The following is a 26,851-nucleotide window of genomic DNA, read 5'->3' as shown; positions in this document are numbered from 1 at the left end:
ATCATCGATGTCCGACGCCGTCGTTCCCCACCGAGCCGAGCCGAGCGCAGCGCCTTCGCGCGCCGGAGCGGGCTGGTTCAGACGCGCGCTCGATAGCGACATCTTCTATTCGTTCCGCCGTTCCAAGCTGACGATGGTGGCGGCAGCCGTTACGCTCCTGTTTTTCCTGCTGGCGATCTTCGCTTCGGTCCTTTCGGTTCAGAACCCGTTCGATCCGGCGCAGCTTCAGCTGATGAACTCCCGCATTTCGCCGCTGTGGACCGCCGACGGCCAGAGCCCGTTCCTGCTCGGCACCGATGAGCAGGGCCGCGACGTGTTCTCCGCTATTCTCTACGGGCTTCGGATCTCGCTCGTCGTCGGCGTGCTCGGCGTCGTCTTCGCCGGCACGCTCGGAATTACGCTTGGGTTGATCGCTGGCTATGTCGGCGGCGCGGTCGATGGCCTGATCATGCGCATCGCCGACGTGCAGCTCACCTTCCCGGCCATCCTGATCGCGCTCCTGGTCAACGGCGTCGCCAAATCGGTGTTCGGCAACCGGCTGGACGCCATGAGTACGCTGGTGGTGCTGGTGATCGCGATCGGACTGAGTTTCTGGGTGCAATATGCCCGCACCGTGCGCGGCTCCGTCATGGTCGAGAAGAACAAGGATTATGTCGCGGCCGCTCAATTGATCGGGCTCCCCGCCCCCATCATCATGCTGCGTCACGTGCTGCCGAACACGATGGGTCCGATCCTGGTGATCGCCACCATCAACCTGGCGCTCGCCGTCATTACGGAAGCCACGCTGTCGTTCCTCGGCGCCGGGATGCCCGATACCATGCCGTCGCTGGGCACGCTGATCCGGATCGGCAACAATTATCTGTTCGCGGGCGAATGGTGGATCGTGGCCTTCCCCGGCTTTGCGCTGGCCGGACTGATCCTGTCCATCAATCTGCTCGGCGACTGGCTGCGCGACGCGCTCAACCCGAAACTCCGATGACCAACCCTGTCCTTTCCGTGCGTAACCTCGAGGTGGAGTTCCACACCCGCCGTAGCGTCCTGCACGCCATCAACGGTATCTCCTTCGATATCGCCAAGGGCGAGGTGCTCGGCGTGGTCGGCGAATCCGGCGCGGGAAAATCCGTGACAGGCCTTGCCGTGATCGGCCTGATCGATCCGCCCGGGCGCATCTCGGGCGGCGAGATCTATCTGTCGGGGATGCGGATCGATCACCTGCCGCCGGAAGAGATCCGCCGCATCCGCGGTAAACGCATCGGGATGATCTTCCAGGATCCGCTGACCAGCCTCAATCCGCTCTACAAGATCGGCGACCAGATCGTCGAAACCATCCGGACCCATCTCAATCTCTCGGAGACCGCGGCGCGCAAGCGCGCCATCGACCTGTTGGCGGAGGTCGGAATTCCCGCGCCGGAAAAACGCATCGACGCCTATCCACATGAATTCTCCGGCGGCATGCGCCAGCGCGTCGTGATCGCGCTTGCGATCTGTGCCGAACCGGATCTGATCATCGCCGACGAGCCGACCACGGCCCTCGACGTCTCCGTGCAGGCGCAGATCATCTCGCTGATCAAACGCCTCGGCCGCGACCATGGCACCGCCGTGATGCTGGTAACCCACGACATGGGCGTGATCGCCGAAACCTCCGACCGCGTCGCGGTGATGTATTCGGGGCGGATTGCCGAGATCGGCCCGGTTCAGGACGTCGTGCAGAACCCGCTGCATCCCTACGCCAAGGGCCTGATGGGCGCGATCCCGACGCTGGCGGGCGAAGACAAACGGCTTGTGCAGATACCCGGTTCGATGCCGCGGCTGTCGGCGATCCCGAATGGCTGCTCGTTCAACCCGCGCTGCGGCTTCGTCTTCGACCGCTGCCGCGTCGAGCGTCCGGAGCCGATCGCGCACGGTACGCAGGCTGTGGCCTGTCATCTCTATGATGACGCGGCCAAGACGGCGATCAAGGAGACCGCGGCATGAGCGCGGCACCGTTCATCGACGTCAGGAATTTGCGCTGCCAGTTCGACGTTTCAAAACCGTGGCTCAACCGCGTGCTCGAAGGCGGGCACCTGGAATTCCTGAAAGCGGTCGACGGCGTGACCTTCGGCATCAAGAAGGGCGAGACTTTCGCCCTCGTCGGCGAATCCGGTTCAGGCAAGACCACCGTGGCACGGATGGTGGTCGGATTGCTACCGCCGAGCTCCGGCGAAGTCGTCATCGACGGCGTCTCGATGACCGACGCAAGGCAGGCACAGGTACGGCAGAAGCTGCGCCGCCGCATCCAGATGATCTTCCAGGACCCCTATGCGAGCCTCAATCCGCGCTTCCGGGTCGATGCCATCGTCTCCGAGCCGATCCGCGCCTTCGACCTGATCGCGGGCGAGCGCGACATCGCCGCGCGCGTCGGTGAATTGCTGAGCCTCGTCGGCCTGCATGCCGATGACGGCCTGAAGTTTCCGCATGAGTTTTCCGGCGGGCAGCGCCAGCGCATCGCGATCGCCCGCGCGCTGGCCTCGGAAGCCGAATTCATCGTCTGCGACGAGCCGACTTCGGCGCTTGACGTCTCCGTGCAGGCGCAGATCCTCAATCTGATGCGCGATCTGCAGGACAAGTTCGGCCTGACTTATCTCTTCATCAGCCATAACCTTGCCGTGGTGCGCCATATGGCGAGCCGCATCGGCGTGATGTATCTCGGCCGCATCGTCGAAATCGCGGAAGGACGCGAACTCTTCAGCAATCCACGGATGCCCTACACCAAGATGCTGCTGGGTGCGGTTCCTGATCTGGCGATGTCCGGCCGCCAGCGGATTCCGGTCAAGGGCGAGATCCCCAATCCGATCAATCCACCGCCCGGCTGCGCCTTCAACCCGCGCTGCCCGTTGGCCTACGATCTGTGCCGTCAGCAGGCGCCCGCGCTGATCAACGGCGTCGCCTGCCACGCCGTCAATTCGCCGGCCGAAGCCGTGCCTGCGTGATCACTGGGATGGGAGCCCGCTAAGTCAACCAAACGGTTGGCAGCAGGCCCCGCCTGTGGTCAAGTGGCGCACCAAATACCAGCGCAGCATCGGATTCCCATGAGCAACATCAATCCCGATCCGTTCACGACCAGGCCCGAAATCGAAGGCACGTTCGGGGTTGTGACCTCGACCCACTGGATCGCCACGGCGGTCGGAATGGGCATCCTGGAAAAGGGCGGCAACGCGTTCGATGCCGGCGTTGCCACCGCCTTCACACTGCAGGTGGTCGAGCCGCATCTGAACGGCCCGGGCGGCGATGTACCGATCATCGTGCATGACACCAAGCGCGGCCGCACCGAGGTGATCTGCGGCCAGGGCCCGGCGCCGGCCGGCGCCACCATCGCGCATTACCGCAGCGAGGGGCTGGAGATGGTGCCCGGCACCGGGCTGCTCGCGGCCTGCGTGCCCGGCACGTTCGAATCCTGGATGTTGCTCTTGCGCGATTACGGCACGATGCGGCTGCGCGACGTGCTGGAACCCGCGATCGCCTATGCCCGCGACGGCTATCCCTTGGTGGAGCGCGCGGCGGCGACGATCCAGATCGTCGAAAAACTGTTCCGCAATCATTGGAAGACGTCGGCTGCGGTCTACCTGCCGAACAACGAAGTGCCAAAACCCGGCACGCTCTTCACCAACAAACAGCTGTCGGAAACCTACGCCCGCATCCTGAAAGAAGCCGAGAGCGTCGGAGGTGACCGCGTCGCGCAGATCGAAGCCGCGCGCAAGGCGTGGTCGCACGGCTTCGTTGCGGAGGCGATCGACAAGTTCTGCCGCACCCAGGACGTCATGGACGTCAGCGGCTCGCCGCATCGCGGCGTGCTGCGCGCCGACGACATGGCGCGCTGGCAGCCGACCGTCGAGGCTCCGCTGACTTATGACTACGGCCGCTACACCGTGTGCAAGCCCGGTGTCTGGAGCCAGGGCCCCGTCATGCTGCAGCAGCTGGCGTTGCTCAAGGGTTTTGAACTCGACGGGCTTGATCCCGCCGGGCCCGAATTCATCCATCTGCAGACCGAATGCGCCAAGCTTGCCTTCGCCGACCGCGAGAAATTCTACGGCGATCCAAAGTTTACCGACATCCCGATCGCGACCTTGCTGTCGGACGCCTACAATGACGAACGCCGCAAGCTGATCTCGAGGGACAAGGCCTCGCTCGATTTCCTCCCCGGCTCCGTGGAAGGTTTCGGATCGGTCGTCAAGATGCGCCGCGCTGAAGGGCATCGCGAGGCGGTTGGCGCCATGGGTGCCGGCGAGCCGACCGTCGGCCGCTTCGGCGAGGTGCGCGGCGACACCGTGCATTTCGACATCATCGACCAGGCCGGCAACATGATCTCGGCGACGCCGTCCGGCGGCTGGCTGCAATCCTCACCGGTGATTCCCGAACTCGGCTTCTGCCTCGGCAGCCGCGCCCAGATGTTCTGGCTCGAGGAAGATCATCCCGCGGCACTGGCGCCCGGCAAGCGTCCGCGCACCACGCTCTCGCCGACCATGGCGCTACGCGACGGCGAGCCGTACATGGCCTGGGGTTCGCCTGGCGGCGACCAGCAGGATCAATGGACCACGCAATTCTTCCTGCGGCATGTCCACGCCAATCTGAACCTGCAAGAAGCGATCGACGCGCCGGCATGGCACTCCGAGCATTTCCCGATCTCGTTCTGGCCGCGCACCGCGCGGCCCGGCGTGCTCGTGGTTGAAAACCGCGTACCGAAGGCGACTATCGATACCTTGAAGAGCCGCGGCCATGTCGTCGAGATCGGCCCTGACTGGTCCGAAGGCCGCCTCACCGCGGCTTCCAAGGTCGGGCGCCGCCGCCGTGCGGCGGCCAATCCCCGGGGCATGCAAGGCTACGCGGCCGGACGGTAGGAGCGCGCCAAGATGACCTGGTCGATCATCGCCCGCGATCCCGCGACCGGCCAGTTCGGCATCGCGGTCGCGACCAAATTCTTCGCAGTCGGCGCGCGCGTGCCGCATATCGTCGCCGGCGTCGGCGGCATCGCGACCCAGGCATTGGTCAATCCCTATTACGGCATCGACGGCGTGAAACTGTTAAGAGAGGGACGAGAGCCAGACGACATCCTCAAAACCCTGATCGCCACCGACGACGGCCGCGAAAGCCGGCAACTGCACGTCATGGATGCGAAAGGCCGCATCGCCGCGCATACCGGCCGGGATTGCGTCGACTGGTGCGGACACATCCACGGCGACGGGTTTTCGATCGCGGGCAACATGCTGGCGGGCGCCGCCGTGCTCGACGACACCGCAAAAGCCTATGTGGCCAACGCTGGCCAGCCCTTTCCCCGTCGGCTGATCACCGCGATGCATGCGGGTGAGGCCGCGGGCGGCGACAAGCGCGGCAAGCAATCCGCGGCGCTGCTGATCCACGGCGAGGAGGAATGGTCCGAGCTCAATTTGCGTGTCGACGACCATACGGATCCGCTGCGTGAGCTCGAGCGGCTGGAAGAAGTGAGCCGCGAGCGCTGGGTGCATTTCCGCGCCTTCATGCCGACACGCAAGAATCCCGCCGGAATCACCGATCGCGCGACGATCGACGCCGGCATCGAGGCCAGCATCAAAGCGGCGACCGCAGGCAAGGTATGACCTCAAGAGCGTTTTCCAGCGAAGTGGAGACCGGTTCGCGTCAAGAAAACGCGTCAAATCCAGAATCCAGTCCGCTGATCGAGATCGAGGGCCTGCGCGTCATCTTTCATGGCGACGACGGCCGCGCGACCCATGCGGTCGATGCCGTCGATCTCAGCGTCGCCAACGGCGCGACGCTGGGGCTGGTCGGCGAATCCGGCTGCGGCAAGAGCGTGACGTCGCTCGCCATCATGGGACTTTTGTCAAAACACTCGGCGCAAGTTTCCGGCTCGATCCGCTTCGACGGCTTTGATCTGCTCGACGTTCCCGACGAGACCCTGCGCGACCTGCGCGGCAACCGTTTGGCGATGATTTTTCAGGAGCCGATGACCTCGCTCAATCCGAGTTTCACCATCGGCGACCAGATCATCGAGACCATCCTGCGCCATCGCGGCGGATCGAAGCGCCAGGCGCGCGAACACGCCATCGAACTGCTGCGCCGCGTTCACATCCCCTCGCCCGACAAGCGCATCGACGAGTATCCGCACAAGCTTTCCGGCGGCATGCGCCAGCGCGTGATGATCGCGATGGCGCTGGCCTGCGATCCCCGCCTCTTGATCGCGGACGAGCCGACCACCGCGCTCGACGTGACCCTGCAGGCGCAGATCCTCGATCTGATGCGCGAGCTGAAGGCCGCCAGCGGGGCCGCGATCATCCTGATCACCCACGATCTCGGCGTCGTCGCCGAGGTCTGTGACGAGGTCGCCGTGATGTATGCCGGCGAAATCGTCGAGCGCGCGCCGGTCGATGAGCTGTTCGCCAATCCGCAGCATCCCTACACCGTCGGCCTGCTTGGTTCGATCCCGCGGCTCGGTCGCCGCGCTTCGCATCTGGCCACCATCGAGGGCATGGTGCCGAACATGGCCAATCCGCCGCCCGGCTGCCGCTTCTCGGCGCGCTGTCCTTTTGTTGCTGACATCTGCGTCGCGGCGCCGCCGCCGCTGGCGATCCTCAGTCCCGGCCACGCCTCGCGTTGCATCCGGGCGCCGCTGGAGCGGCTGGTGTCATGACGGCGCTGCTCGAAGTCGAAGGACTTGTAAAACATTTCGTCGCGGGACGTTCGGTGTTCGGCCGCGCCACCGCCTTCGTCAAGGCTGTCGACGGCGTCAGCTTCCACGTCGAAGCTGGCAAGACGCTGGCGCTGGTCGGCGAATCCGGCTGCGGCAAATCCACCGTGAGCCGGCTGGTGCTGCGGCTGATCGAACCGGACGCCGGCAGCGTTCGCTTCGAGGGCCGCGATCTCCTGGCGCTCGATGCCAATGCATTGCGCAACTTCCGCCGCGACGCGCAGATCATCTTTCAGGACCCTTACGCCTCGCTCAACCCGCGCATGACCGTCAGCCAGATCCTGACCGAGCCGCTGGCGCTGCACGACCTGGTGCCCGCGCCGCGCCGCCGCGAGCGGGTCGAGGAATTGCTGCGGCTGGTCGGGCTGGAGCCGCGCTTTGCGCGGCGTTATCCGCATGAATTTTCCGGCGGCCAGCGCCAGCGCATCGCCATCGCACGGGCGCTGGCGGTGGAACCGAAACTGATCATCTGCGACGAGCCGGTGTCGGCGCTCGACGTCTCGATCCGCTCGCAGATCCTGAACCTGCTGCGCGATCTGCAAAACCGGCTGGGGCTTGCGTACATTTTTGTTTCGCACGATCTGGCCGTCGTCAAACACATCGCCGACCGCGTCGCGGTCATGAATCTCGGCGTCATCGTCGAGACCGCGGATGCGCAGGCGCTGTTCGCCGCCCCGCGGCATCCCTATAGCCGGGCTCTGTTGTCAGCTATTCCCGTACCCAAGCCGCAGGCCAAACGCAGCCGCATCGTGCTGCAGGGCGAGATGCCGAGCGCGCTCGATCCGCCGTCCGGCTGCCGCTTTCATACCCGCTGCCCCTATGTGGTCGAGCGCTGCCGCACCGAGGTGCCGCAGCTCCTGGCCGACAGCACGGGGCACGCCACCGCCTGCCACCGGATGGCGGAACTGCCGGCGCCTGATAGCATCGTGCCCAGTGATGGCGGCTTTTCACCGGTGCTGGAAAAACTGGTCGCCGCCTTTGGACGGGCGGAAGGCGTGGGCCGCAACGGGGTTGATATATCAGGAACACGACCAACAGCAGTGTAATCAAGAGGATGGGTGCGATGAAAATCTTGCGTTTGGCGGTGACCGCGGCGGCTCTGTTGCTGTCGTTCGAGGCGAGTGTTCAGGCCCAGACCACGCTGCGCATCGGGCTTGCCGAGGATCCGGACATTCTCGATCCGACCCTGGCGCGCACCTATGTCGGCCGCATCGTGTTCGCCGGCTTCTGCGACAAGCTGTTCGACATCGACGAGAAGATCAACATCGTGCCGCAGCTCGCGCTGTCGCACGAGACCTCGGCCGACGGCAAGGAGGTCATCATCAAGCTGCGGCCAGGCGTGAAATTCCACGACGGCGAGCCGCTGGACGCCGAGGCCGCGAAATTCTCGCTCGACCGCCACATGACGATGCCGACCTCGTTCCGCAAGCCGGAGCTGGCGCAGCTCGACCGTGTCGAGGTGGTCGACCCCCTCACCATCAAGCTGGTGCTTAAGACGCCGTTCTCGCCGCTGATCGCGCAGCTCACCGACCGCGCCGGCATGATGGTTTCGCCAAAGGCGGCTAAGGCCGAAGGCGACAAGTTCGGCCTGAAGCCTGTGTGCGCGGGTCCCTACAAATTCGTCGAGCGCGTGCAGCAGGACCGCATCGTGTTCGAGAAGTTCGCCGATTACTGGAACAAGGACGCGATCAAGATCGACCGCATCGTTTACCTGCCGCTGGTCGACGCCACCGTGCGCCTCGCCAATCTGAAATCCGGCGGCCTCGATCTGATCGAGCGTCTGCTCGCCACCGACATCAAGGCGGTGGTGGGCGACCCCAAACTGAAATTATCCAGCGCCATCGAGCTCGGCTATCAGGGCGTGACGCTGAACGTCGGCAAGGACAAGGCCAAGGGGCCGCTCAGCCAGTCGGCGAAAGTCCGGCAGGCGCTCGATCTGTCGCTCGATCGCGAGGCCATCAACCAGGTGGTGTTCAACGGCGAATTCAAACCCGGCAACCAGTGGGTCAACCCCGACCACCCCTATTACCAGAAGGCCTTTCCGGTCCGTGGGCGTGACATCGCCAAGGCCAAGGCACTCTTGAAGGAAGCCGGGGTCACGGCGCCCGTCAGCGTCGATTTCATGGTGCCGAAGGGCGCGGAAACCGAAGCCGTGGCGCAGGTGATCCAGTCGATGGCCTCGGAAGCCGGCTTCGACATGAAGATCAGGGTCACCGAATTCGCAACCTCGCTGAAGCTGGCTGAATCAGGCGAATACCAGGCCTTCATGCTGGCCTGGAGCGGACGGATCGACCCCGACGGCAATTCCTACGTGTTCCAGAAATCGAACGCGCCGCAGAACTACAGCGCGTGGTCCAATCCCGAAGCCGACAAGGCACTCGACGACGGCCGCCTCGTCACTGATCAGGCGCAGCGCAAGGCCATCTATGAGAAACTGGCCAAGCTCGTGCTGGAGGAAAAGCCCCTGCTCTACATCTATCACCGCAAGATCCTGATTGCGCATAGCACAAGACTCGAAGGCTACAAGCAGATGCCGGACGGGCTGGTGCGCGTGACCGGGTTGACGCTGAAGTGAGGGCGATTATGCCGCTTGCTCGGTGCGCTCCCTCCCCCCTTGCGGGGGAGGGTTGGGGAGAGGGGTACCACAGCGGTGGTGCCGGTGAGTTGCGAGCAGCATTGGCCGATCATGACGTCCTCGCCCGGGGCCACCCCTCCCCCTGTCCCTCCCCCGCAAGGGGGGAGGGAACCACGCAGCGCGCACCGTCAACCCCACCTAAACTGTCCGTATTCCAGACGGTGCATCCGCCATGCTGAACTTCCTCGGCCAGCGCATCCTGCAGCTGATCCCGACGCTGTTCTTCGTGTCGGTCCTGATCTTTTCGCTGCAGCATCTCCTGCCCGGCGATCCCGCGCTGGTCATGGCCGGCGAGGAGCGCGATCCCGAGGTGATTGCGCAAATCCGCGCGCAATACCGGCTCGATCAGCCGATCCCGATCCAGTACGTCTATTGGGTCAAGGGCGTGCTGTCGGGCGATTTCGGCGAGTCGCTGCGCATCAAGGTGCCCGTGCTCAGCCTGATCGCGCAGAAATTGCCGGTGACGATCCAGCTCGGCTCGATGGCGATCGTGATCGCCTTCCTGATCGGCATTCCCGCCGGCATCGTATCGGCCGTCAAGAAAGGCACGGCGTGGGACTACGGCGCCAACCTGTTCGCGCTGTGGGGCATCTCGACGCCGAATTTCTGGCTCGGCATCATGCTGATCTTCCTGTTCTCGATCGAGCTCGGCTGGCTTCCGGCCTCCGGCTATGTGCCGCTGTCGGAAAACTGGCGCGCCAGCCTCGCCTCCACCATCATGCCGGCCTTCGTGCTCGGCAACGCCATCGCCGCGATCCTGATGCGGCACACCCGCAGCGCGATGCTGCAGGTGCTGGAGAGCGATTACGTGCGGACAGCGCGCGCAAAAGGGCTTTCCGAACGTTCGGTGATCCTCAAGCACGCGATGCGCAACGCGCTGACCCCGGTAATCACGCTCGGCGCGCTCGAACTCGGCACGCTGCTGTCGGGCGCGGTGCTGACCGAGCAGATTTTTTCGATTCCGGGCTTTGGGAAATTGATCGTCGACGCCGTGTTCAACCGCGATTACGCGGTCGTGCAAGGCGTCGTGCTGACGACGGCGACGATCTACATCACGCTGAACCTTGTCGCCGATATCGCCTATGTCCTCGTCAACCCGCGACTGAGGGCGTAACCCATGACCGACGTCACTCTCGGCACCCTTCCAAAGGTCGCCTCCGATGAACTGGAGAGCCCGACCCGGCGCGCGCTGCGGCGGCTGTTCAAGCGCAAGGGCGCCGTGGTCGGCCTTGTCGTCATCGCGCTGTTCGTGGTGCTCTCGCTGTTCGCGCCGCTGATCGTGCCCTATGACCCGATCGCAACCAGCTGGTCGCTGGTGCGCAAGCCGCCGACGTGGCAGCACTGGTTCGGCACCGACGATCTCGGCCGCGATATCCTGGCCCGCGTGGTCTATGGCGCGCGGGCCTCGCTGATGGCCGGCGCGATCTCGGTCGGGATTGCGCTCGGCATCGGCGTGCCGCTCGGCTTGCTGTCGGGCTATCGCGGCGGCTTCATCGACAGCCTGATCAGCCGCATCACCGATGCGATGCTGGCCTGCCCGTTCCTGATCCTCGCGATCGCGCTGGCGGCGTTTCTCGGCCCGAGCCTCGGCAACGCCATGATCGCGATCGGCATCTCGGCGACGCCGATCTTCGTGCGGCTGACCCGCGGCCAGGTGATGAGCGTCAAGGTCGAAGATTATGTCGAGGCCGCGCGCGCGATGGGCAATCCGCGCTGGCGCATCGCGCTGTTCCATATCCTGCCGAACATCATGCCGGCGCTTTTGGTGCAGGCGACGCTGTCGATCGCGGCCGCCATCATTGCGGAGGCCGCACTGTCATTCCTCGGCCTCGGCCAGCAACCGCCCTCGCCGTCCTGGGGCAGCATGCTCAATTCAGCGCAGCGCTTCCTGACCAACGCGCCCTGGATGGCGATCTGGCCGGGACTGGCGATCTTCCTCGTGGTGCTGTCGTTCAACCTCGTCGGCGACGGCCTGCGCGACGCGCTCGATCCAAGGGAGCGGTAGGCGGAAGTCCTAAGCCCGTCATAGCGAGCGTAGCGAAGCAATCCATCCTTCCACGAGGAAAGTATGGATTGCTTCCGCCTTCGCTCGTTGAGCTACGGCGGACAAGTCGTCGCTTCGCTCCCATGCGCAAACGCCTTGCGTTTGTCGCAGGCAATGACGGCAATTGAGAGCTAACCCGGCAAAACTCAGCTCTCAGATCACAATCTCCCGCAACACCCGCGCCGGCAATCCATCTCATACTCGAGGTCGATCACGGGCGGCCTTGCGAAATGCCAGGTCAGGCCCGAACGCGCGGCGCCGCGGCGGACCAGCTCTTCGGCAAACACCGGATGGAAGTCGTGGATCGTGTAGGTCTGTGCCGCCGTCGCATCCTTCCAGCCAAAGCCAAATTCGCCCATGCGCTTTTCCATGGCGCCGACCACGTAGCTCACTTTCTCCTTCAACCCGTCGGGGCTGAGGTCGCGGTAACGCACGGTGCGCTCGGCATAGGTCGCACCGCCTTCCAGCGATTCACCGCTGCCCGCGATCACGAAGCTCGGCGTCGTATTCCCGCTCGGGCGCGTAAACGAGAAGGCATAGAACGACGGTTCGGCGGGCGGATCGATCTCGGGACAGACATTGCTGCGCGCCACCGGATTGGTGGTGCCGTCATAGATCTCCCATTCGGCGAGCGTCTTGACGTAATGCAGGTTGAAATTACGGAAGCCCTCGTCGGTGAAGGCGGCCGGCGAACGCAGCTCGCAGGCGCAGAACGAGGTCAGCGGCCTGCCCGCGGCCTGAATATATTTGGCAATCTGGGCAAAGCCTTCCGCCAGCGCCACCGGTTTGTCGAACCGCACCCGCTCGGTCTCGAAACCGGGACTGGCTGCTGCGCCAGCCGAATACTGAAACACTGCCGGGATGAACCGGTAATTGCCTGCCACAAAGTCGGTCGTCATATCCATTCTCCGTTTCTTGTTATTCCAGTTGCATGCGGACGCCCTTGGCGCCGTTGAGCAGCCGCTTCAGATGAAAGCCGGCGAGCGCATCGTCGGCATGCGCGCCGACCAGCGCCGCAAAAGCCGGCATCGCCGCCGGGTCACCAGCCTCGAGCTTGGTGAAGGCTTCGGAATATTGCGATGCCGCGGGGCTCTCAAACGCTGCCGCCGTCAACGGCTCATAGGCGCGCAGCGGTTCGCTGCGCCCGCGCAGCACGAGGTCGCCGACCGGCCGGCCGCGAAAATCTCCGGCGCCATCAGCGACGACGGCGCTGACGCAAATCCGCGTGCCCAGGAACTTGTTGGCGGCCTCCAGCCGCGCCGCGGTGTTGATGGTGTCGCCATAGGCGGTGTAATCGAAAAACCTGCTGCCGCCGAAATTTCCGACCAGCGCGGGACCGGCGTGGACGCCGACGCGCGTGGCCCCGAAATTCACACCCTTTTCCTCCCAGCGCAGGCGAAATTCCTGCGCCCAGCCATCGAGATCGTGGGCACAGGCGATCGCGCGCCTGGCGTAATCAGGCTGATCCCCCGGCGCGTTGAACAGAACGTGGATCGCATCGCCGATGATCTTGGCGACCGTCCCCTCATGGGCGAACACCACGTCGGTCATGCCGCCCACATAGTCGCCGAGCAGCGTCCCCAGCACGTCGGGCGCGGCGGTTTCCACCAGCGAGGTGAAACCGGTGATGTCGGTGAAGATCGCCGCGACCTCGCGCCAATGCACCTCCATGCCGTCGCTGTCGCCGATGGCGGCAAGACGGCTCGCAATCTGCGGCGAGAAATAGCGCGACAGCGAGGCGTGCGCGCGCTCGGCCTCGGCCTGGCGGCGGCGCGCCTCGCGCATCATCTCGACATGGCGGATGGTCTTGTCGATGGTCATTTCCAGATCGCCGAAATCGATCGGCTTGGTCAGGAAATCGAACGCGCCGCGATTCATCGCCGTGCGGATGTTGCTCATGTCGCCATAGGCGGACACGATGATGGTGGATTTCTTGTCTTCGGCCTCCTGCAGCTTGGCGAGCAGCGACAGCCCGTCCATGCGCGGCATGTTGATGTCGGATACCACCATGTCGACATGCGGGTTCTGCTCGATCGAGGCCAGCGCTTCGATCCCGTCATGGGCGAACACAAAGGCTACGATGCCGTCGCGGATCTGACGACGGAATTTCTGCAGCACCAGAGCCTCGAGATCGGGCTCGTCGTCGACGACGAGGATCGTTGCGGTCATGCGGCTTGCCCGAGCCGGGTATCGATCTCGTGGCGCAGCAGCGCAAAATCGATCGGCTTGGTCAGGAGGCCGATCGCGCCGCGCTCGATCGCCTTGCGGCGGGTTTCGGCATCGCCATAGGCGGTAATCATGATGACGGGCACATCAGGCCGCGCCGCGCGCACCTTCGGCAGCATTTCAAGCCCGCTCATGCCGGGCATGTTGATGTCGGACAGGATCAGGATCAGCGACGGGTCACGAACTTCCGCGGCACGCTCCAGCGCCGCAGGCGCCGACGGCGCGAACTCCATCGTAAAGCGACCGGATTTGAGATCGCGCCGGAACTGCTGCCGAAACAGCGTTTCGACATCGGGCTCGTCATCCACGATGAGGATGTAAACGCTCAATTTCTGCCTCCAGTATCATTGGGCATGACCTTATCCGAAAACCGGTCTCCACTTTTCGGAATCATGCCCGCGCTACGCCTTTTCGCGGCAGCGTAATAATGAATTCGGTGAATACATCAGGCTCCGTCCGTACGTCGATCTTGCCGCCATGCTGTTTCACCACGATGTCGTGACTCATCGATAATCCGAGCCCGGTTCCCTCGCCCGCGGGTTTCGTCGTGAAGAAGGGATTGAACATTTTCTCCTTCACTTCCAAAGGGATACCCGTGCCGTTATCGCGAATCCGGATTTCCACCTTGTTGCCGAGGTTTTTCGTCGTCGCCGTCAGCACAGGCTCGAAGCCCTTCTCGCCCGTCTCCTTGCGCTTGGTCGCGGCGTAAAAGCCGTTCGAGATCAGGTTGAGGAACACCCGCGTGATTTCCTGCGGATAGAGATCGACCATGCCGGCCTCGGGATCCAGATCGCGCTTTAGCGTGATGTTGAATCCGGATTTTTCCGCCCGCGCGCCGTGATAGGCGAGGTTGAGGCTTTCCTCGATGATCGTATTGATGTCGGCGGAGCGGACTTCGCCTGATCCCTCGCGCGAATGCAGCAGCATGTTCTTGACGATCGAGTCGGCGCGCCTGCCGTGCTGCACGACCTTTTCGAGATTGCCCTTCAGCATATGGGTGAGTTCGTCGATCTCCTCGCGGGTCTTGTCGTCGAGCGCGGCGGGCTTCAGCACATCGTTCAGCTCGTCGATCAGTTCCGCCGACAGCGCCGAGAAATTGTTGACGAAATTGAGCGGGTTCTTGATCTCGTGCGCGATCCCGGCGGTGAGCTGGCCGAGCGAAGCCAGTTTCTCGGTCTGAATCAGGCGGTCCTGCGCGGTGCGCAATTCGTCGAGAGACTCGCTCAGATCCTTGGTACGTTCGCGCAATTCTCGGAGCAGCCGCGTGTTCTCGATGGCGATCACGGCCTGGTTGGCGAAACTGCTGACAAGCGCGATCTGCTTGTCGGTAAATGGCCGGACCTCCTGGCGATAGATCGCGATCGTGCCGATCAACTCGTTTTCCTTGAGCAGCGGAACGATGACAATAGTCCGGGCCCCCGCAAGATCGGACATCGCAACGACGGCTGGATGGCCTTCGAGATAGGGGGCCTGTGTCCGAAGATCCTCGATTTGGATCGCCTGATGGGTTCTGACAATCGTGCCAAGGCCGCTTTTCGGGTGCGGACGGATCGGCATATCAGCCTGTGCGACATACGCGTCCGGTACATTGTAGAGCGCAACGTTACGGAAGCTTTCCCCGTCGTAAAGGTTCATCGTGCCGAAATGCGCTCCGCAGATATGGGTAGCTTTTTCGAGCATCTTCTGGAACACCGGATCCAGTTCGCCCGGAGATGAGCTGATGACTTCCAATACTTCCGACGTCGCGGTTTGCTGTTCGAGCGTTTCTCTCAGCTCCGCAGTCCGTGTCTCGACCTTCTTCTCCAGGTCGGCATAAGATTCCTGCAGCCGCGCGCCCATGTCGTTGAACTGATTGGCGAGGCCTTCGAGTTCGTCGCCGGTCTTGATGTTGATGCGCTGGGCGAAATCGCCGCTGCCAATGCGCTCGGCGCCGGCCCGCAATGCCTGGATCGGGCCGACCATGCGACGTGCCAGGAAAATTCCGGCGAGCACCGCAACGATCGATGCCGCCGCGAGCAGCAAGGCAAGCCGCTGCAACGCCTGGTACAGCGAGGCGTAGGCTTCGTTGACCGGCAGTTCGACGAACATTGTCCATCCCATCGGGGCGATCGGCGCGGATGCCGTCAGCACTTCCTGCCCCTGGATGTTCAGCGCACCCTGCAATTCAACGGCTTCGCTGGTTCTGCCGGTGCGGGCGGCGGCCTGCACTTGCGTCAGCTTCGACATGTCGGTGTTGCGCAGCACCAGGCTGATGTCGGGATGGGCAATCAGGCGTCCCGCCGAGCCGACGACATAGGCGTGGCCGCGCTCGCCGACCTTGATCTGCGAGACCACGTCCCAGATCAGCTTCAGATTGACTTCGGCGATGCTGACACCGGCATCCTTGCGGGTGCCGGCCAGCGATAGCGTCATGTAGGGCTCGGACTCCCGGCGAAAATACACCGGCCCGTAAAACACCTTGTTGGCGACGGCTTCCGTGAATTTCGGGTCTTTGGAAAGGTCGAGGCCGGAGTCGACGACATCCATCGCCAGCCGCGACACCCGCAGGCGCTCCTTGCCGGTGGAATCGATCTGCGACAGCTCGGTGATCGCCGGCACCTGCCGCAGCAGGCGGAGTGCGTCGAACCGGCGATCCTGCAGCGACCCGGCCGACCAGGGCAATTGGGTGGTCCAGCCCAGCTGGCTTTCGATTTCCTTGATGAACTGGCCGATCTTGGCAGCGGCAGCTTCGGCCTGCTCGTGCTGGATCCGGATCAGGGAGGTCTTGTGCTCCCGATAATAGAAGAAAACCTCGAAGATCCCGTTGGAAAGCAGCGCCACGCCCACCACGGCGACGAACAGCGCGACGTATTTGGTGAACAGCCGGCTGCGGGTTTTGGTCCCGGGCGCCCCCTGCACGGGCGCAGCATTCTCCGCCGGCGAGGCCGCCAGCGTTCGCCCCTCAGGGGTGCCGGGATGCAGGGAAATGCTCATCCCGGCCAAGCTATCAAGAAGCCTTGGGCTTGTCTCTTGCCGCACTGCGGCAAGCCGGAGCTCATAACGAAACGGCGGCGATCAGGACCGCCGCCGTTTCAATCCTAGCCGCCTGCCATGCTCAGGTTGGTTTGAGCCCAGGCGTTCCCAGATCGAAATCCGCGATTTCCTTCGTCCGCTGCGAGCCGGCCTTGGCCTGGTGGTCGGTGGCCATCCAGACATAGACCGCCGGGAGCACGAACAGCGTGAACAGCGTACCGATCGACATGCCGGAGACCACGACGAGACCAATCGAGAAGCGGCTCGCCGCACCTGCGCCCGTTGCGGTCAGCAGCGGGATCAGGCCAGTGACCATCGCCGCCGTCGTCATCAGGATCGGGCGCAGCCGGATCCGGGCCGCCATCTCGATCGCCGAACGCTTGTCGAGACCTTCCTTGAGCTGCAGTTCGTTGGCGAACTCCACCATCAGGATGCCGTGCTTGGTGATCAGTCCGACCAAGGTCAGCAATCCGACCTGGGTATAGATGTTGATCGTCGCCACGCCGAAGAACAGCGGGATCAGCGCGCCGACGATCGCCATGGGAACGCTGATCATGATCACCAGCGGATCGCGCAGGCTTTCGAACTGCGCCGCCAGCACCAGGAAGATGATGATCAGCGCGAAACCGAAGGTGATCGCGAGCTGATTGCCTTCCTGCACATATTGGCGGGAATCGGCCAGATAGTCGTGACCGAAGCCGGCGGGCAACTTCTTGGCTTCACCTTCGAGGAAGTCCACCGCCTGCCCAACCGTCACGCCCGGCATCGGCACCGCCTGGAAGGTCGCGGAGTTCAGCTGGTTGTAATGCGTCAGCGAATTCGGATCGGTCGCGGTCTCGATCGACACGATGGTCGACAGCGGCACCAATTGCCCCGTGTTGGTCGGGACATAGTATCCGCCGAGCGATTCCGGCGACAGCCGCATGTCGCGCGGCACCTGCGGGATCACCTGATACGAGCGCCCCTCGAGGTTGAAGCGATTGACGTAATTGCCGCCCAGCAGAGTCTGCAACGTGGCGCCGACCTGCGCCATGTTGATGCCGAGATCGCTTGCCTTGGAACGGTTGATGTTGACCCGCACCACCGGCTGATTGAAGTCGAGGTCGCTGTCGGAGACGATGAACAGGCCGCTCTTGCGCGCCGCGTCCTTTAGCTTGTTCATCTCCTCATAGACGGCCTGGAAGCCCGCGGTCGAATTGATCACCATCTGCACCGGCAGACCACCGGGCCCGCCCGGGAGCGGCGGCAGATTGAACGCGAACGCCTGGACACCTTCGATCTTGCTGATCTCTGCCTGTACCAGCGGCTTCAGCTTGATCGAGGAGCGTTCACGCTCGTCCCAGGGCTTGAGCAGCATGCCGGCGATCCCGCCCTGCGGCCCATTGATGCCGTTCAGGACGAAGCGCAGGTCGGTTTCGGGAAATTTGGCAAACGCCTTGTCGAGCTTGTCGCCGTAAAAGTCGACATAGTCGATGTTGGCGTATTTCGGCGCCTTGGTCACCGAGAACACAATGCCCTGGTCCTCTTCGGGCGCGAGTTCCTTGGCCGTGTTCATATAGAGGAACCCGACCAGACCGAGGATCGTCAGTGCGAACACGCCGGTGATCGGACGATAGTCGAGCGAGCGGTCGAGTTGCCTTCCGTACCAGCGCGTCATCGCGCCGAACACCCGGTTGACGATCCTGGCGAAACGCCCCTCTTCGGCGCTCTTGAGCAGGACCGAGCACATCATCGGCGACAGCGTCAGCGCGATCACGCCGGACACGATCACCGAGCCCGCGAGCGTGAAGGCAAATTCGCGGAACAGCGAGCCGGTCAAGCCGCCGAGGAATCCGATCGGTGCATACACGGCCGCCAGCGTAATCGTCATCGAGATCACGGGACCGACGATTTCGCGCGCCCCCTGCAGCGACGCCTGTACCGGCGTTTTTCCCTCTTCCAGATGGCGATGGATATTCTCGACCACCACGATGGCGTCGTCGACCACGAGCCCGATGGCGAGCACCATCGCCAGCAGCGTCAGCAGGTTGAAGCTGAAGCCCAGCGCCAGCATCAGGCTGCAGACGCCAATCAGCGACAGCGGTATCGTGACGACGGGAATGATGACCGAACGGAACGATGCCAGGAACAGGAAGATCACGACCACGACGATCAGCATCGCCTCGATCAGCGTGTTCTGCACCTCGTCGATCGACGACTGAATGAACTTGGTGGAATCGTAGGCCACCTTCATCTTCATCGAAGGCGGCAAGTTGCGTTCCAGCTCCGGGAACAGCGCACGCACACCCTTGACCAGCGTCAACGGATTGCCTTGCGGGGTCGCCTGCACGCCGATGAAGATCGCGCGCTCGCCGCTGAACGCGACACTCGCATCGGTGCTTTGCGCCGCAAGTTCGACGGTCGCGATATCCTCGACCCGAACAAAGCCGCCGTCCTTGGACTTGACGATCATCCGCTTGAACTGATCGAGGCTCCGCAAGTCGGTATTGGTCGTAATGTTGGAGACGATGAAGTAGCCCTTGGCCTGGCCGGCGGCAGCCTGGAAGTTGTTGGCCTGGATCGCCGCCTGGACATCGCTCGGCGATACGCCGCGCCCGGCCATCTTGACCGGATCAAGCCACAGCCGCATCGCAAATGTCTGGCCGCCCAGAATGTCGGCCGACGCCACGCCGTCAACGGTCGACAGCACCGGCTGAACCACGCGCGTCAGATAGTCCGAGATCGCCGAACCGGACAACTCCTCGCTGGAGAAGCCGAGATACATCACGGCCGTTGTCTGACCGGTTGTCTTGGTCACGATCGGATCGTTGGATTCTTTCGGGATCAGGTATTTGACCGAGTTCGTCTTGGCGAGAACTTCGGTCAGCGCCTGGTTCGGATCGAAATTCAGCTTGATGTAAACCTGGATCGTGCTCGTGCCCTGCACCGACGACGACGTGATGTAGTCGACACCTTCGGCGGAGGCGATCGCCTGCTCGATCGGTGTCGTGATGAAGCCCTGAATCAAATTCGCCGACGCACCCGGATAGACGGTGGTGACGTTGATCACCGTGTTCGACAGCTTCGGATACTGCCGGATCGGCAAGACGCTGGCGGCCCGCAGACCGAGCAAGAGAATCAGCAGGCTGACGACGACCGACAAAACCGGGCGCTTGATGAAGATATCAGTTAAGGCCATCGCTGGTTATCCAGTTCAAACATGTGGGCACGGTCGGTCCACGAGACCGATGCCTGAATCCTGATGTTGCAACGCGGCCCTACGGCCGCGTCGCGTTCAATAGCGCGGCGGCTTCGCCGGAATCACAGGCGCCGGATCGGCCGAAATCGTCACCGCGGCACCCGATTGCAGCTTGAGCTGTCCGACCGCAACGACACGATCGCCGGGCTTCAGCCCTTTCAGGATCTCGGCACGCCCGTCGATGCGGTTGCCGGTCTGCACGAAGGTGCGCACCGCCGTCAGGCCGGTCTTGCCGTCATCCGCTTTCTTCTCGGTGAGGAGATAGACGGAGTCGCCATACAGCGTGTAATCGACCGCGGTCTCCGGAATGGTGATGACCGGCGGCTTGTCCGGCAGCACCACAGTGGTGGTCGCGAACATGCCCGGCTTGAGGATGCGTTCCGGGTTGTCGATCGTCGCCTGCACGCGAATGTTGCGCGTGTCGGTAGCGATCTGCGGCTCGATGGTCGTGATCTTGCCCTCGAACTTGCGGCCCGGATAGGCGTCGACCGCGATACGAACGATCTGTCCGACCTTGAGCGCGCCTGAGTCCTTTTCCGTCACGGTGAAGTTGGCATAGAGCCGCGACAGATCGGTCAACGAAACGATCTGCGTTCCCGCCGTCAGGTACTGACCGACCTCGACCCTGCGAACGCCGAGCTCGCCGTCGAACGGGGCCCGCACCTGCTTTTGCGAGATGATGGCCTGCGTCTTGGCGATGCCGGCATTGGCCTGGTCGAACGCCGATTGCGCCTGGTCGACGGTTGCCTGCGGCCCGAACTGGCGGCTTGCCAGCTGCTTGGCGCGCTCGAGCGAGAGCTGCGCCATGGTCGCCTGCGCCTTGAAACTGGCGAGGTCGGCCTGCTCGGGACCATCGAACAGCTGCACCAGCGGGGTGCCTTCCTTCACGGTAGCACCCGCGGTGAACATGATCTCGGTAATACGGCCGTTCAAATCCGAGGTGACATTGACCTGATGCACGGCGGCGAGATCGCCCACCGCGGTCAACAGGTTCGGGATGACTTCGGACTTCGCGTCGGCAACGCTGACGCTGGTCGGCGGCGGTTTGTTGTTCGCGAAGAACTGCGCGATCATCTTGCCGCGGAAATAGTTGAACCAGACCAGACCGCCGACCAGCAGGCTCAGCAACAGCCCGACGACGATGAACCAGCGCACCATCCGGACCGGACGCTTGCGCGCCTTGTCGCCGATCGGCTGACCCTTGATGTGGCTTTCGGTTACGATATTCATTTCATGCACTTTCTGCAGTTACCGATTGTCCCGAATTCGGCGACGGCTCGTGGTCCAAATGCGTAGCAATTGCGGCTTCGTTGAGTCCGATGCCGCGGAGGATGAATTGGCAAAGCTGCCGTTCGAGATCGGCGGCGTTGCCGTAGGTAAGAACAGGCACCGCGGGAAGCCGCGACAGCGCGGCCATCAGCACGGTGTGATGCGCAAACCAGAACAGGTTGAGCGGTTCATCGCCGATCTTCAACGCATCGCCGGCCGCCACGGCGCTTTCGAGCGATTCAGTGAACACGCTGCCGATCAGATCGCTGATCTTGGTATAAAGCAGCCGCGCGAATTCGCCGTCGTCGAGATGGCTCGTCGTCATCAGCCGCAGCCGCTGCGCCTCTTCCTCGTCGGGTCCGTCGCAGATCTGCATGAAATGCCCGACCATGCCCTTGATCAGTTCGACCAGCGTGCCGGTCGACGGCGGCAGGCCGAGCAGATGCGCCAGATCCGGATCGGCCTCGCACTCTTCCGCCAGGATCTCCGCATAGAGCGCCGCCTTGGATGGGAAGTGCTTGAACAGCAGCCCTTCCGAAATGGCAGCAGCCGCCGCCACGCTCTTGGTCGTGGTGCCGGCAAAGCCGTTGCGGGCGAAGCACCGCTTGGCAGCGCTCAATATCAATTGACGCCGTAAATCACTCGTCATGCGAAGGCTGGACATGGGCGTGTGAGTAATCACTCACCTTGACCGAGTCAAGGTTTTATTGCAGCGCAAACCGGGCATTTCGGCCCAAATCAGCTGCAATCCAGGGCCCGTCAGGTGTTCTCGCCGGGGGTGCGCGGGAATGCATTTGCATGTCGGGGTGCATATTGGAAAGGACTTGTAGACCGCAGGCCGCCTGACAAAAGCGCATAAGCCGCCTAACCGCTTCAATTTGAGTTGACCCGGACCCCGGGACGGAGTTTAAATTAGTTGCAGATGAGACTAATTTAGTACACGCGACCTCGCCGGGCTTCACACCTTCTCTGTCTCGCAAAGAGTAAGACGCGCCATGAATTGGGATGCACGGGAGCTGTCGGCGAATTTCGATCTGGAGAAACTGACGCCCGACTTCTATGCCAACCCTTATCCGACCTATCGGGCCCTGCGCGAGAACGAGCCGGTCAAGCGGCTGCGCAACGGCTCCTACTTCCTGACCCGCTATGACGATCTGGTCGCGGCCTACAAGGCGACCAAGGTGTTCTCGTCCGACAAGAAGAAGGAGTTTCTTCCGAAATACGGCGACAGCCTGCTCTACGAGCACCACACCACCAGCCTCGTCTTCAACGATCCCCCCGCCCACACCAGGGTGCGGCGGCTGATCATGGGCGCGCTGTCACCGCGCGCGATCGCGGAGATGGAGCCCGATTTGATCAGGCTGGTCGACCGCCTGCTCGATGGCCTCGCCGCCAGGGGCGACGTCGAACTGATCGAGGATTTCGCCTCCGCCATCCCGATCCAGGTGATCGGCAATCTGCTCGACGTGCCGATGGAGGAGCGCGATCCGCTGCGCGACTGGTCGCTCGCCATCCTCGGTGCGCTGGAGCCCGTGATCGGTCCCGAGGTGTTTGCGCGCGGCAACAAGGCGGTGAAGGATTTTCTGAGCTATCTCGAAATCCTGGTCGAGCGGCGGCGCGCAAAACCCGGCAACCCCGTGCGTGACGTGCTGACGCGGCTCATTCAGGGGGAGGACAATGGCGAGCGGCTGACCTCGAAGGAACTGCTGCACAATTGCATCTTCCTGCTCAATGCCGGCCACGAGACCACCACCAATCTGATCGGCAACGGGCTGGTGGCGCTGTCGCATTATCCGCACCAGAAAGCGCGGCTGATCGAAAATCCCGCCCTGATCAAGACCGCGATCGAGGAGATGCTGCGCTTCGAAAGCTCGAACCAGCTCGGCAACCGCATGACGGTCGAGCCGGTCGAACTCGGCGGCATCGCAATGCCGTCAGGCACGCCGGTGACGCTGTGCATCGGCGCCGCCAACCGCGATCCTGCCCAGTTCACCGATCCTGAAAACCTCGATATCGGCCGCATGCCGAACCGGCATCTTGCGTTCGGTACCGGCGCGCATCAATGCGCCGGCATGGCGCTGGCGCGGCTGGAGGGCGCGATCGCGATCTCGCGCTTCCTGGCGCGGTTTCCGGATTATGCGCTGAACGGCGAGCCGATGCGCGGCGGCCGGGTGCGCTTCCGCGGATTTCTGAGCGTGCCGTGTCAGGTCGGCGAAACCACGCGGGCATCGTAGGCGGCAGCGTGCTTACGCCGTCGCCGGCTCGCCTGCGATCGCGCGGTCGATCGCATCGATCAGCACCTGCATCTCCACGAATTTGGCGCGCGCCCGCTCGGCCTTGTCGCGGTCGAACGGCGCCGCCAGCACCTTGGCGTGCGCATCGCGGTCTTCGAGCATGCGATCCCTCGCCTTCTTCAAATTGTCCAGTCGGTCGCTCATGCGGGCTCGCTTTGCTGTTGGGGTATCAGGCTTTGCCGGGAATCGCCGCGTGACCATAGGGCATAGCAAGGCCTATGGACCCAAATTAAATCAGCTTTCACCCGATCGCCCTGTATCTATCCTTCGCCAAGTTGCTACCCTCGCCCATCACGATGCTTTCGAAGCATCAACTCCAGGGAGAGACCGACATGGCCAAGGGCGAGCAAAAGAACAATCGCGAGGCGAAGAAACCCAAGAAGGAAAAGATCAAGACCATCGCAGCGGCTCCGAGCCAGAAGGGCGTCGGAAGCCTGCAGTCGGGTTTTGGCTCGGGCAAAAAGAAATAGTCAGCAAGGCTGTCTGACAGGCTTCGGAGTTGGACCGATCCTCCTCACCTGCACCGGCGTCTCACCTGCACCGGCCGTCGGCTGGGGTTTGCGCCGTTCGATCAGGCAGGATTCCGGCCTCGGCCGTCGGTCTGCTTGAGCCATTAATTAACCCGCGGTTTACCATGTTTGCGTACCTTTTTTCGCACCGGCGTTTCGAAAAAGGGCCTCCCGTATGGCGTACCGCGCAGATCAGCAGCTTCGTGAGGACATCTGGGACTACCGCTACCCCTCCGCGCCCGCCCCGCTGCCCGACGAAGAAGAGAAAGTCGTCAGTTTTGCCCGGCAACCCGCGAAAGGACCCGGCACCACCGCGCTGAGCCTGATGCAGCAGGCCACCGAGATGTTCGAGGGCATCGAAAACCAGGCCCGCGAGACCGAAGCCCGCGCCCAGTCGCTGTGCAAGAGCGCCACCGAGCGGCTGCGGCTGGCCGAAAAACAGCGCGACGCTTCCGAGCGCGCGCGCCGCGACCTGATCAATGATTTCAATGCCCGGATCGAGGAAATGGCGAAAGCCATGCAGCGGGCCGAAAAGCGTATCGTCAGCGCCGAGGATCATGCGATCGCCGCCGAGTTCCGCGCGCAGGCGGCCGAGGCCCAGCTTCACAAAGCCAACCGCGAACTCGCCGCCATCGAGGACATGATCCGCAAGCGGCTGGTTTGAGCGGTTTGGTACGCTTTCCATCGTCGTCCCGGCGAACGCCGGGACCCATAACCACAGGCTTTTGTGGTTAGTCCAAGCTGGTGCTCCAGCTCTTCTCAACAATCAACATCGGTGGTTATGGGTCCCCCGATGCGCAACTGCGCATCTGAGATCGCGCTTCGCTTGTCCGGGACGACGAGAACATTAAACCACCGACCGGTGCCGCTCGATGCAGGTCCGCAGCACCTCGTCCATCGGCTTGCGCCACCACTCCTCCGAAAAAATCTCGATCTCGGAATAGCCCGCAAAGCCCTGCGCCTCGACCGCTGCGCGCACCGATTTGATGTCGATGACGCCATCACCCATCATGCCGCGGTCGTTTAGGATGTCCCTGGTCGGCACCAGCCAGTCGCAGACGTGAAACGCCAATAGCCGATCTTTGCCGGCGCGCGCGATCTGCGGCAGCAATTCCGGGTCCCACCAGATGTGATAGACGTCGAGCGCGACGCCGAGCGCGCCTGATCGTTTCGGATCGAGCGCGTCGCAGATATCGAGCGCCTGTTTGGTGGTGTTGACGCAGGCGCGGTCGCCGGCATAGGCGGGATGCAGCGGCTCGATCGCCAGCGGCATGTTTGCGCTATCAGCATATTCCATCATCTCGGCGATGCCGTCGTGAACCTGGCTGCGGGCTTCAATGATATCCTTTGAGGCCGCACTGCCCGGCCGCGAATATTGCGGCAGTCCGCCGACGACCAGCACGATGCAGGGCGCGCCCAGCGCCTTGGCTTCATCGACGGCGCGGCGGTTGTCGTCGCGCGCCTCGATGCGATGCGCGGCGTCCGACGTGAACATGCCGCCGCGGCAATAGCCTGTCAGTTCCAGCCCGGCATCGCGCACCGCACGCGCGGCACGCTCGAGACCGACGGAGGCGACCTGATCGCGCCACGGGTCGATGGCGCGGATGCCATGCCGCGCGCAGGCCTCGATGATCGCGACGAGGTCGCCCTGCTTGCGAACCGTCGCCGTGTTCAGCGACAGCCAGCGATGGTCTTGCGAAAAATCCCGCATCAGGGCTCAACGCCGCGTGTCGCGAGTACGGTCTTCATCCGCCGCGTAGCCAGTTCCGGATTGGCCAGCAGGCCCGCCTGGTCGGCCAGCCGGAACAGTTCAGCCAGATGCAGCGTCGAGCGCGTACTCTCCTGCCCGCCCACCATGGTGAAATGATCCTGGTGGCCGTTGAGATAGGCCATGAACACGATTCCCGTTTTGTAGAACCGCGTCGGCGCCTTGAAGATATGCCGCGACAGCGGCACGGTCGGCCCGAGCACATCGTGGAAGCCGGCCTCGTCGCCGGCCGCCAACCGCGACAGCGCGTAGGACGCCGCCGGCGCAATCGCATCGAAGATGCCGAGCAGCGCGTGCGAAAAGCCCTTGTCGTCGCCGGCGATCAGTTCGGCATAGTTGAAATCGTCGCCGGTATACATTTTCACATTCTTGTCGAGCCGCCTGCGCATGTCGATCTCGCGCTGCTTGTCGAGCAGCGAGACCTTGACGCCGTCAACTTTTGCAACATTCGCGTTGATGATACCGACTGCGGTGTCCATGGCTTGATCGAGATTGGCCGTGCCCCAGTAACCGGCCAAAGCCGGGTCGAACATGTCGCCGAGCCAGTGGATGATCACGGGCTCGCGGACTTGCGACAGCACGCGGTTGTAAACCTTGGCGTAATCGTCGGCGTTGCGGCCGATCTTGGCCAGCGCGCGCGAGGCCATCAGGATGATCCGCCCGCCGGCCTTCTCGACCGCCGCGATCTGCTCTTCATAGGCCCGGATCACGTCGTCGATGCTCTTGGCATCCTCGACCGCGAGGTGGTCGGTGCCGGCGCCGGAGAACACCAGCGCATTACCCCTTGCTTTTGCGGCCTTCACCGAGCGCTGGATCAATTCCAGCGAGGTCGGCCAGTCCAGCCCCATGCCGCGCTGCGCGGTGTCCATCGACTCGGCAACGCCGAGACCGAGGTCCCAGATATGTTCGCGGAACGCGATGGTCCTGTCCCAGTCGATCGCTGATGTCAGCCACGGATCATTGTCGGCAAAGGGATCGGCGACCACATGCGCCGCCGAGAACGCGACGCGGTTCAGCGTGCCTTCAAGCCGCGCCGGAAAGACCCGTGACGCCGCAAGGCGATAGGTCTCGATTGAACGGTTTGCGGTCGGCAACCTCACGGACAGCGACGAGACAGGCATGACCGGCTTGTTCATGGCTT

General features: G+C 63.2%; 22 protein-coding genes and 1 pseudogene. 13 read left to right on the top strand and 10 right to left on the bottom strand.

Annotated features, from left to right (window positions below):
- Positions 1–7 precede the first annotated feature (7 nt).
- The 10 genes from ABIE49_RS33350 to ABIE49_RS33305 all read left to right on the top strand — a co-directional run bounded on the left by ABIE49_RS33350 (position 8) and on the right by ABIE49_RS33305 (position 11,355).
- Positions 8–979 carry an ABC transporter permease gene (locus ABIE49_RS33350; protein WP_192737244.1) on the top strand — a complete coding sequence of 324 codons (972 nt, stop codon included), beginning with the start codon at positions 8–10 and terminating at the stop codon, positions 977–979.
- Positions 976–1,974, top strand: coding sequence for an ABC transporter ATP-binding protein (locus ABIE49_RS33345; RefSeq protein WP_192737243.1), 999 nt, complete (start codon positions 976–978; stop codon positions 1,972–1,974). The genes ABIE49_RS33350 and ABIE49_RS33345 overlap by 4 nt, the downstream gene beginning before the upstream one ends.
- Positions 1,971–2,969 carry an ABC transporter ATP-binding protein gene (locus ABIE49_RS33340; protein WP_192737242.1) on the top strand — a complete coding sequence of 333 codons (999 nt, stop codon included), beginning with the start codon at positions 1,971–1,973 and terminating at the stop codon, positions 2,967–2,969. Before ABIE49_RS33345 ends, ABIE49_RS33340 begins: the two co-directional genes overlap by 4 nt.
- 99 nt (positions 2,970–3,068) lie before the next feature.
- Entirely contained in the window at positions 3,069–4,874 is a 1,806-nt protein-coding gene (locus tag ABIE49_RS33335) for a gamma-glutamyltransferase family protein (RefSeq protein ID WP_192737241.1), read from the top strand.
- A 12-nt stretch (positions 4,875–4,886) separates the two neighbouring features.
- Positions 4,887–5,609 (top strand): DUF1028 domain-containing protein, encoded by a 723-nt coding sequence (locus ABIE49_RS33330; RefSeq protein WP_192737240.1) that lies wholly within the window; start codon positions 4,887–4,889, stop codon positions 5,607–5,609.
- A complete protein-coding gene (locus ABIE49_RS33325; protein WP_354067116.1) occupies positions 5,606–6,658 on the top strand; it encodes an ABC transporter ATP-binding protein in 1,053 nt (350 codons plus the stop codon). The genes ABIE49_RS33330 and ABIE49_RS33325 overlap by 4 nt, the downstream gene beginning before the upstream one ends.
- The gene (locus tag ABIE49_RS33320; RefSeq protein WP_192737239.1) at positions 6,655–7,761 is read left to right on the top strand and encodes an ABC transporter ATP-binding protein; all 1,107 of its coding nucleotides are present in this window, start codon (positions 6,655–6,657) and stop codon (positions 7,759–7,761) included. The genes ABIE49_RS33325 and ABIE49_RS33320 overlap by 4 nt, the downstream gene beginning before the upstream one ends.
- Before the next feature lie 17 nt (positions 7,762–7,778).
- Entirely contained in the window at positions 7,779–9,290 is a 1,512-nt protein-coding gene (locus tag ABIE49_RS33315) for an ABC transporter substrate-binding protein (protein WP_192737238.1), read from the top strand.
- Between the two features lie 232 nt (positions 9,291–9,522).
- Positions 9,523–10,464: an ABC transporter permease gene (locus ABIE49_RS33310; RefSeq protein ID WP_192737237.1), complete on the top strand. Its 942-nt coding sequence runs from the start codon at positions 9,523–9,525 to the stop codon at positions 10,462–10,464.
- A gap of 3 nt (positions 10,465–10,467) precedes the next feature.
- Entirely contained in the window at positions 10,468–11,355 is an 888-nt protein-coding gene (locus ABIE49_RS33305) for an ABC transporter permease (RefSeq protein ID WP_192737236.1), read from the top strand.
- A gap of 192 nt (positions 11,356–11,547) precedes the next feature.
- Here the strand turns inward: ABIE49_RS33305 and cnbZ are convergent.
- From cnbZ to ABIE49_RS33270, 7 genes and pseudogenes are all read right to left on the bottom strand, one after another.
- Positions 11,548–12,293: pseudogene (gene cnbZ / locus ABIE49_RS33300) on the bottom strand (2-amino-5-chloromuconate deaminase CnbZ).
- A gap of 19 nt (positions 12,294–12,312) precedes the next feature.
- Complete coding sequence (locus ABIE49_RS33295; protein ID WP_192737234.1) at positions 12,313–13,563, bottom strand: adenylate/guanylate cyclase domain-containing protein; 1,251 nt, start codon at positions 13,561–13,563, stop codon at positions 12,313–12,315.
- Positions 13,560–13,949 (bottom strand): response regulator, encoded by a 390-nt coding sequence (locus tag ABIE49_RS33290; RefSeq protein WP_192737233.1) that lies wholly within the window; start codon positions 13,947–13,949, stop codon positions 13,560–13,562. Before ABIE49_RS33290 ends, ABIE49_RS33295 begins: the two co-directional genes overlap by 4 nt.
- A 61-nt stretch (positions 13,950–14,010) precedes the next feature.
- Positions 14,011–16,593: a sensor histidine kinase gene (locus tag ABIE49_RS33285; RefSeq protein ID WP_192737232.1), complete on the bottom strand. Its 2,583-nt coding sequence runs from the start codon at positions 16,591–16,593 to the stop codon at positions 14,011–14,013.
- Positions 16,594–16,714: 121 nt separating this feature from the next.
- A complete protein-coding gene (locus tag ABIE49_RS33280; protein ID WP_192737231.1) occupies positions 16,715–19,810 on the bottom strand; it encodes a MexW/MexI family multidrug efflux RND transporter permease subunit in 3,096 nt (1,031 codons plus the stop codon).
- 96 nt (positions 19,811–19,906) lie between these two features.
- Entirely contained in the window at positions 19,907–21,100 is a 1,194-nt protein-coding gene (locus ABIE49_RS33275; RefSeq protein WP_192737230.1) for an efflux RND transporter periplasmic adaptor subunit, read from the bottom strand.
- 1 nt (position 21,101) lies between these two features.
- Positions 21,102–21,803, bottom strand: a complete 702-nt coding sequence (locus ABIE49_RS33270; protein WP_192737229.1) for a TetR/AcrR family transcriptional regulator — start codon at positions 21,801–21,803, stop codon at positions 21,102–21,104.
- A 331-nt stretch (positions 21,804–22,134) separates the two neighbouring features.
- On the opposite strand from ABIE49_RS33270, the gene ABIE49_RS33265 reads away from it, so the two are divergent.
- On the top strand, positions 22,135–23,373 hold the full coding sequence (locus tag ABIE49_RS33265; RefSeq protein WP_192737228.1) for a cytochrome P450: 1,239 nt from the start codon (positions 22,135–22,137) through the stop codon (positions 23,371–23,373).
- A gap of 12 nt (positions 23,374–23,385) precedes the next feature.
- Here ABIE49_RS33265 and ABIE49_RS33260 read toward each other — a convergent pair whose 3' ends face one another.
- Complete coding sequence (locus ABIE49_RS33260; protein ID WP_192737227.1) at positions 23,386–23,577, bottom strand: hypothetical protein; 192 nt, start codon at positions 23,575–23,577, stop codon at positions 23,386–23,388.
- Between the two features lie 188 nt (positions 23,578–23,765).
- Here ABIE49_RS33260 and ABIE49_RS33255 point away from each other — a divergent pair, with 188 nt between their 5' ends.
- Together ABIE49_RS33255 and ABIE49_RS33250 are read left to right on the top strand one after the other, a co-directional pair.
- Complete coding sequence (locus ABIE49_RS33255; RefSeq protein WP_192737226.1) at positions 23,766–23,903, top strand: hypothetical protein; 138 nt, start codon at positions 23,766–23,768, stop codon at positions 23,901–23,903.
- Between the two features lie 214 nt (positions 23,904–24,117).
- The gene (locus ABIE49_RS33250; RefSeq protein WP_192737225.1) at positions 24,118–24,606 is read left to right on the top strand and encodes a hypothetical protein; all 489 of its coding nucleotides are present in this window, start codon (positions 24,118–24,120) and stop codon (positions 24,604–24,606) included.
- Positions 24,607–24,789: 183 nt separating this feature from the next.
- On the opposite strand, the gene ABIE49_RS33245 is transcribed toward ABIE49_RS33250, so the two are convergent.
- Together ABIE49_RS33245 and ABIE49_RS33240 are read right to left on the bottom strand one after the other, a co-directional pair.
- Positions 24,790–25,653 carry a sugar phosphate isomerase/epimerase family protein gene (locus ABIE49_RS33245; protein ID WP_192737224.1) on the bottom strand — a complete coding sequence of 288 codons (864 nt, stop codon included), beginning with the start codon at positions 25,651–25,653 and terminating at the stop codon, positions 24,790–24,792.
- A complete protein-coding gene (locus ABIE49_RS33240) occupies positions 25,653–26,846 on the bottom strand; it encodes a dihydrodipicolinate synthase family protein (protein WP_192737223.1) in 1,194 nt (397 codons plus the stop codon). The genes ABIE49_RS33245 and ABIE49_RS33240 overlap by 1 nt, the downstream gene beginning before the upstream one ends.
- Between the last annotated feature and the right edge of the window lie 5 nt (positions 26,847–26,851).

It is taken from the genome of Bradyrhizobium sp. OAE829 (genome assembly GCF_040546575.1).
Taxonomy (GTDB): Bacteria; Pseudomonadota; Alphaproteobacteria; order Rhizobiales; family Xanthobacteraceae; genus Bradyrhizobium.
This window is presented reverse-complemented; position numbering and strand designations above follow the sequence as displayed.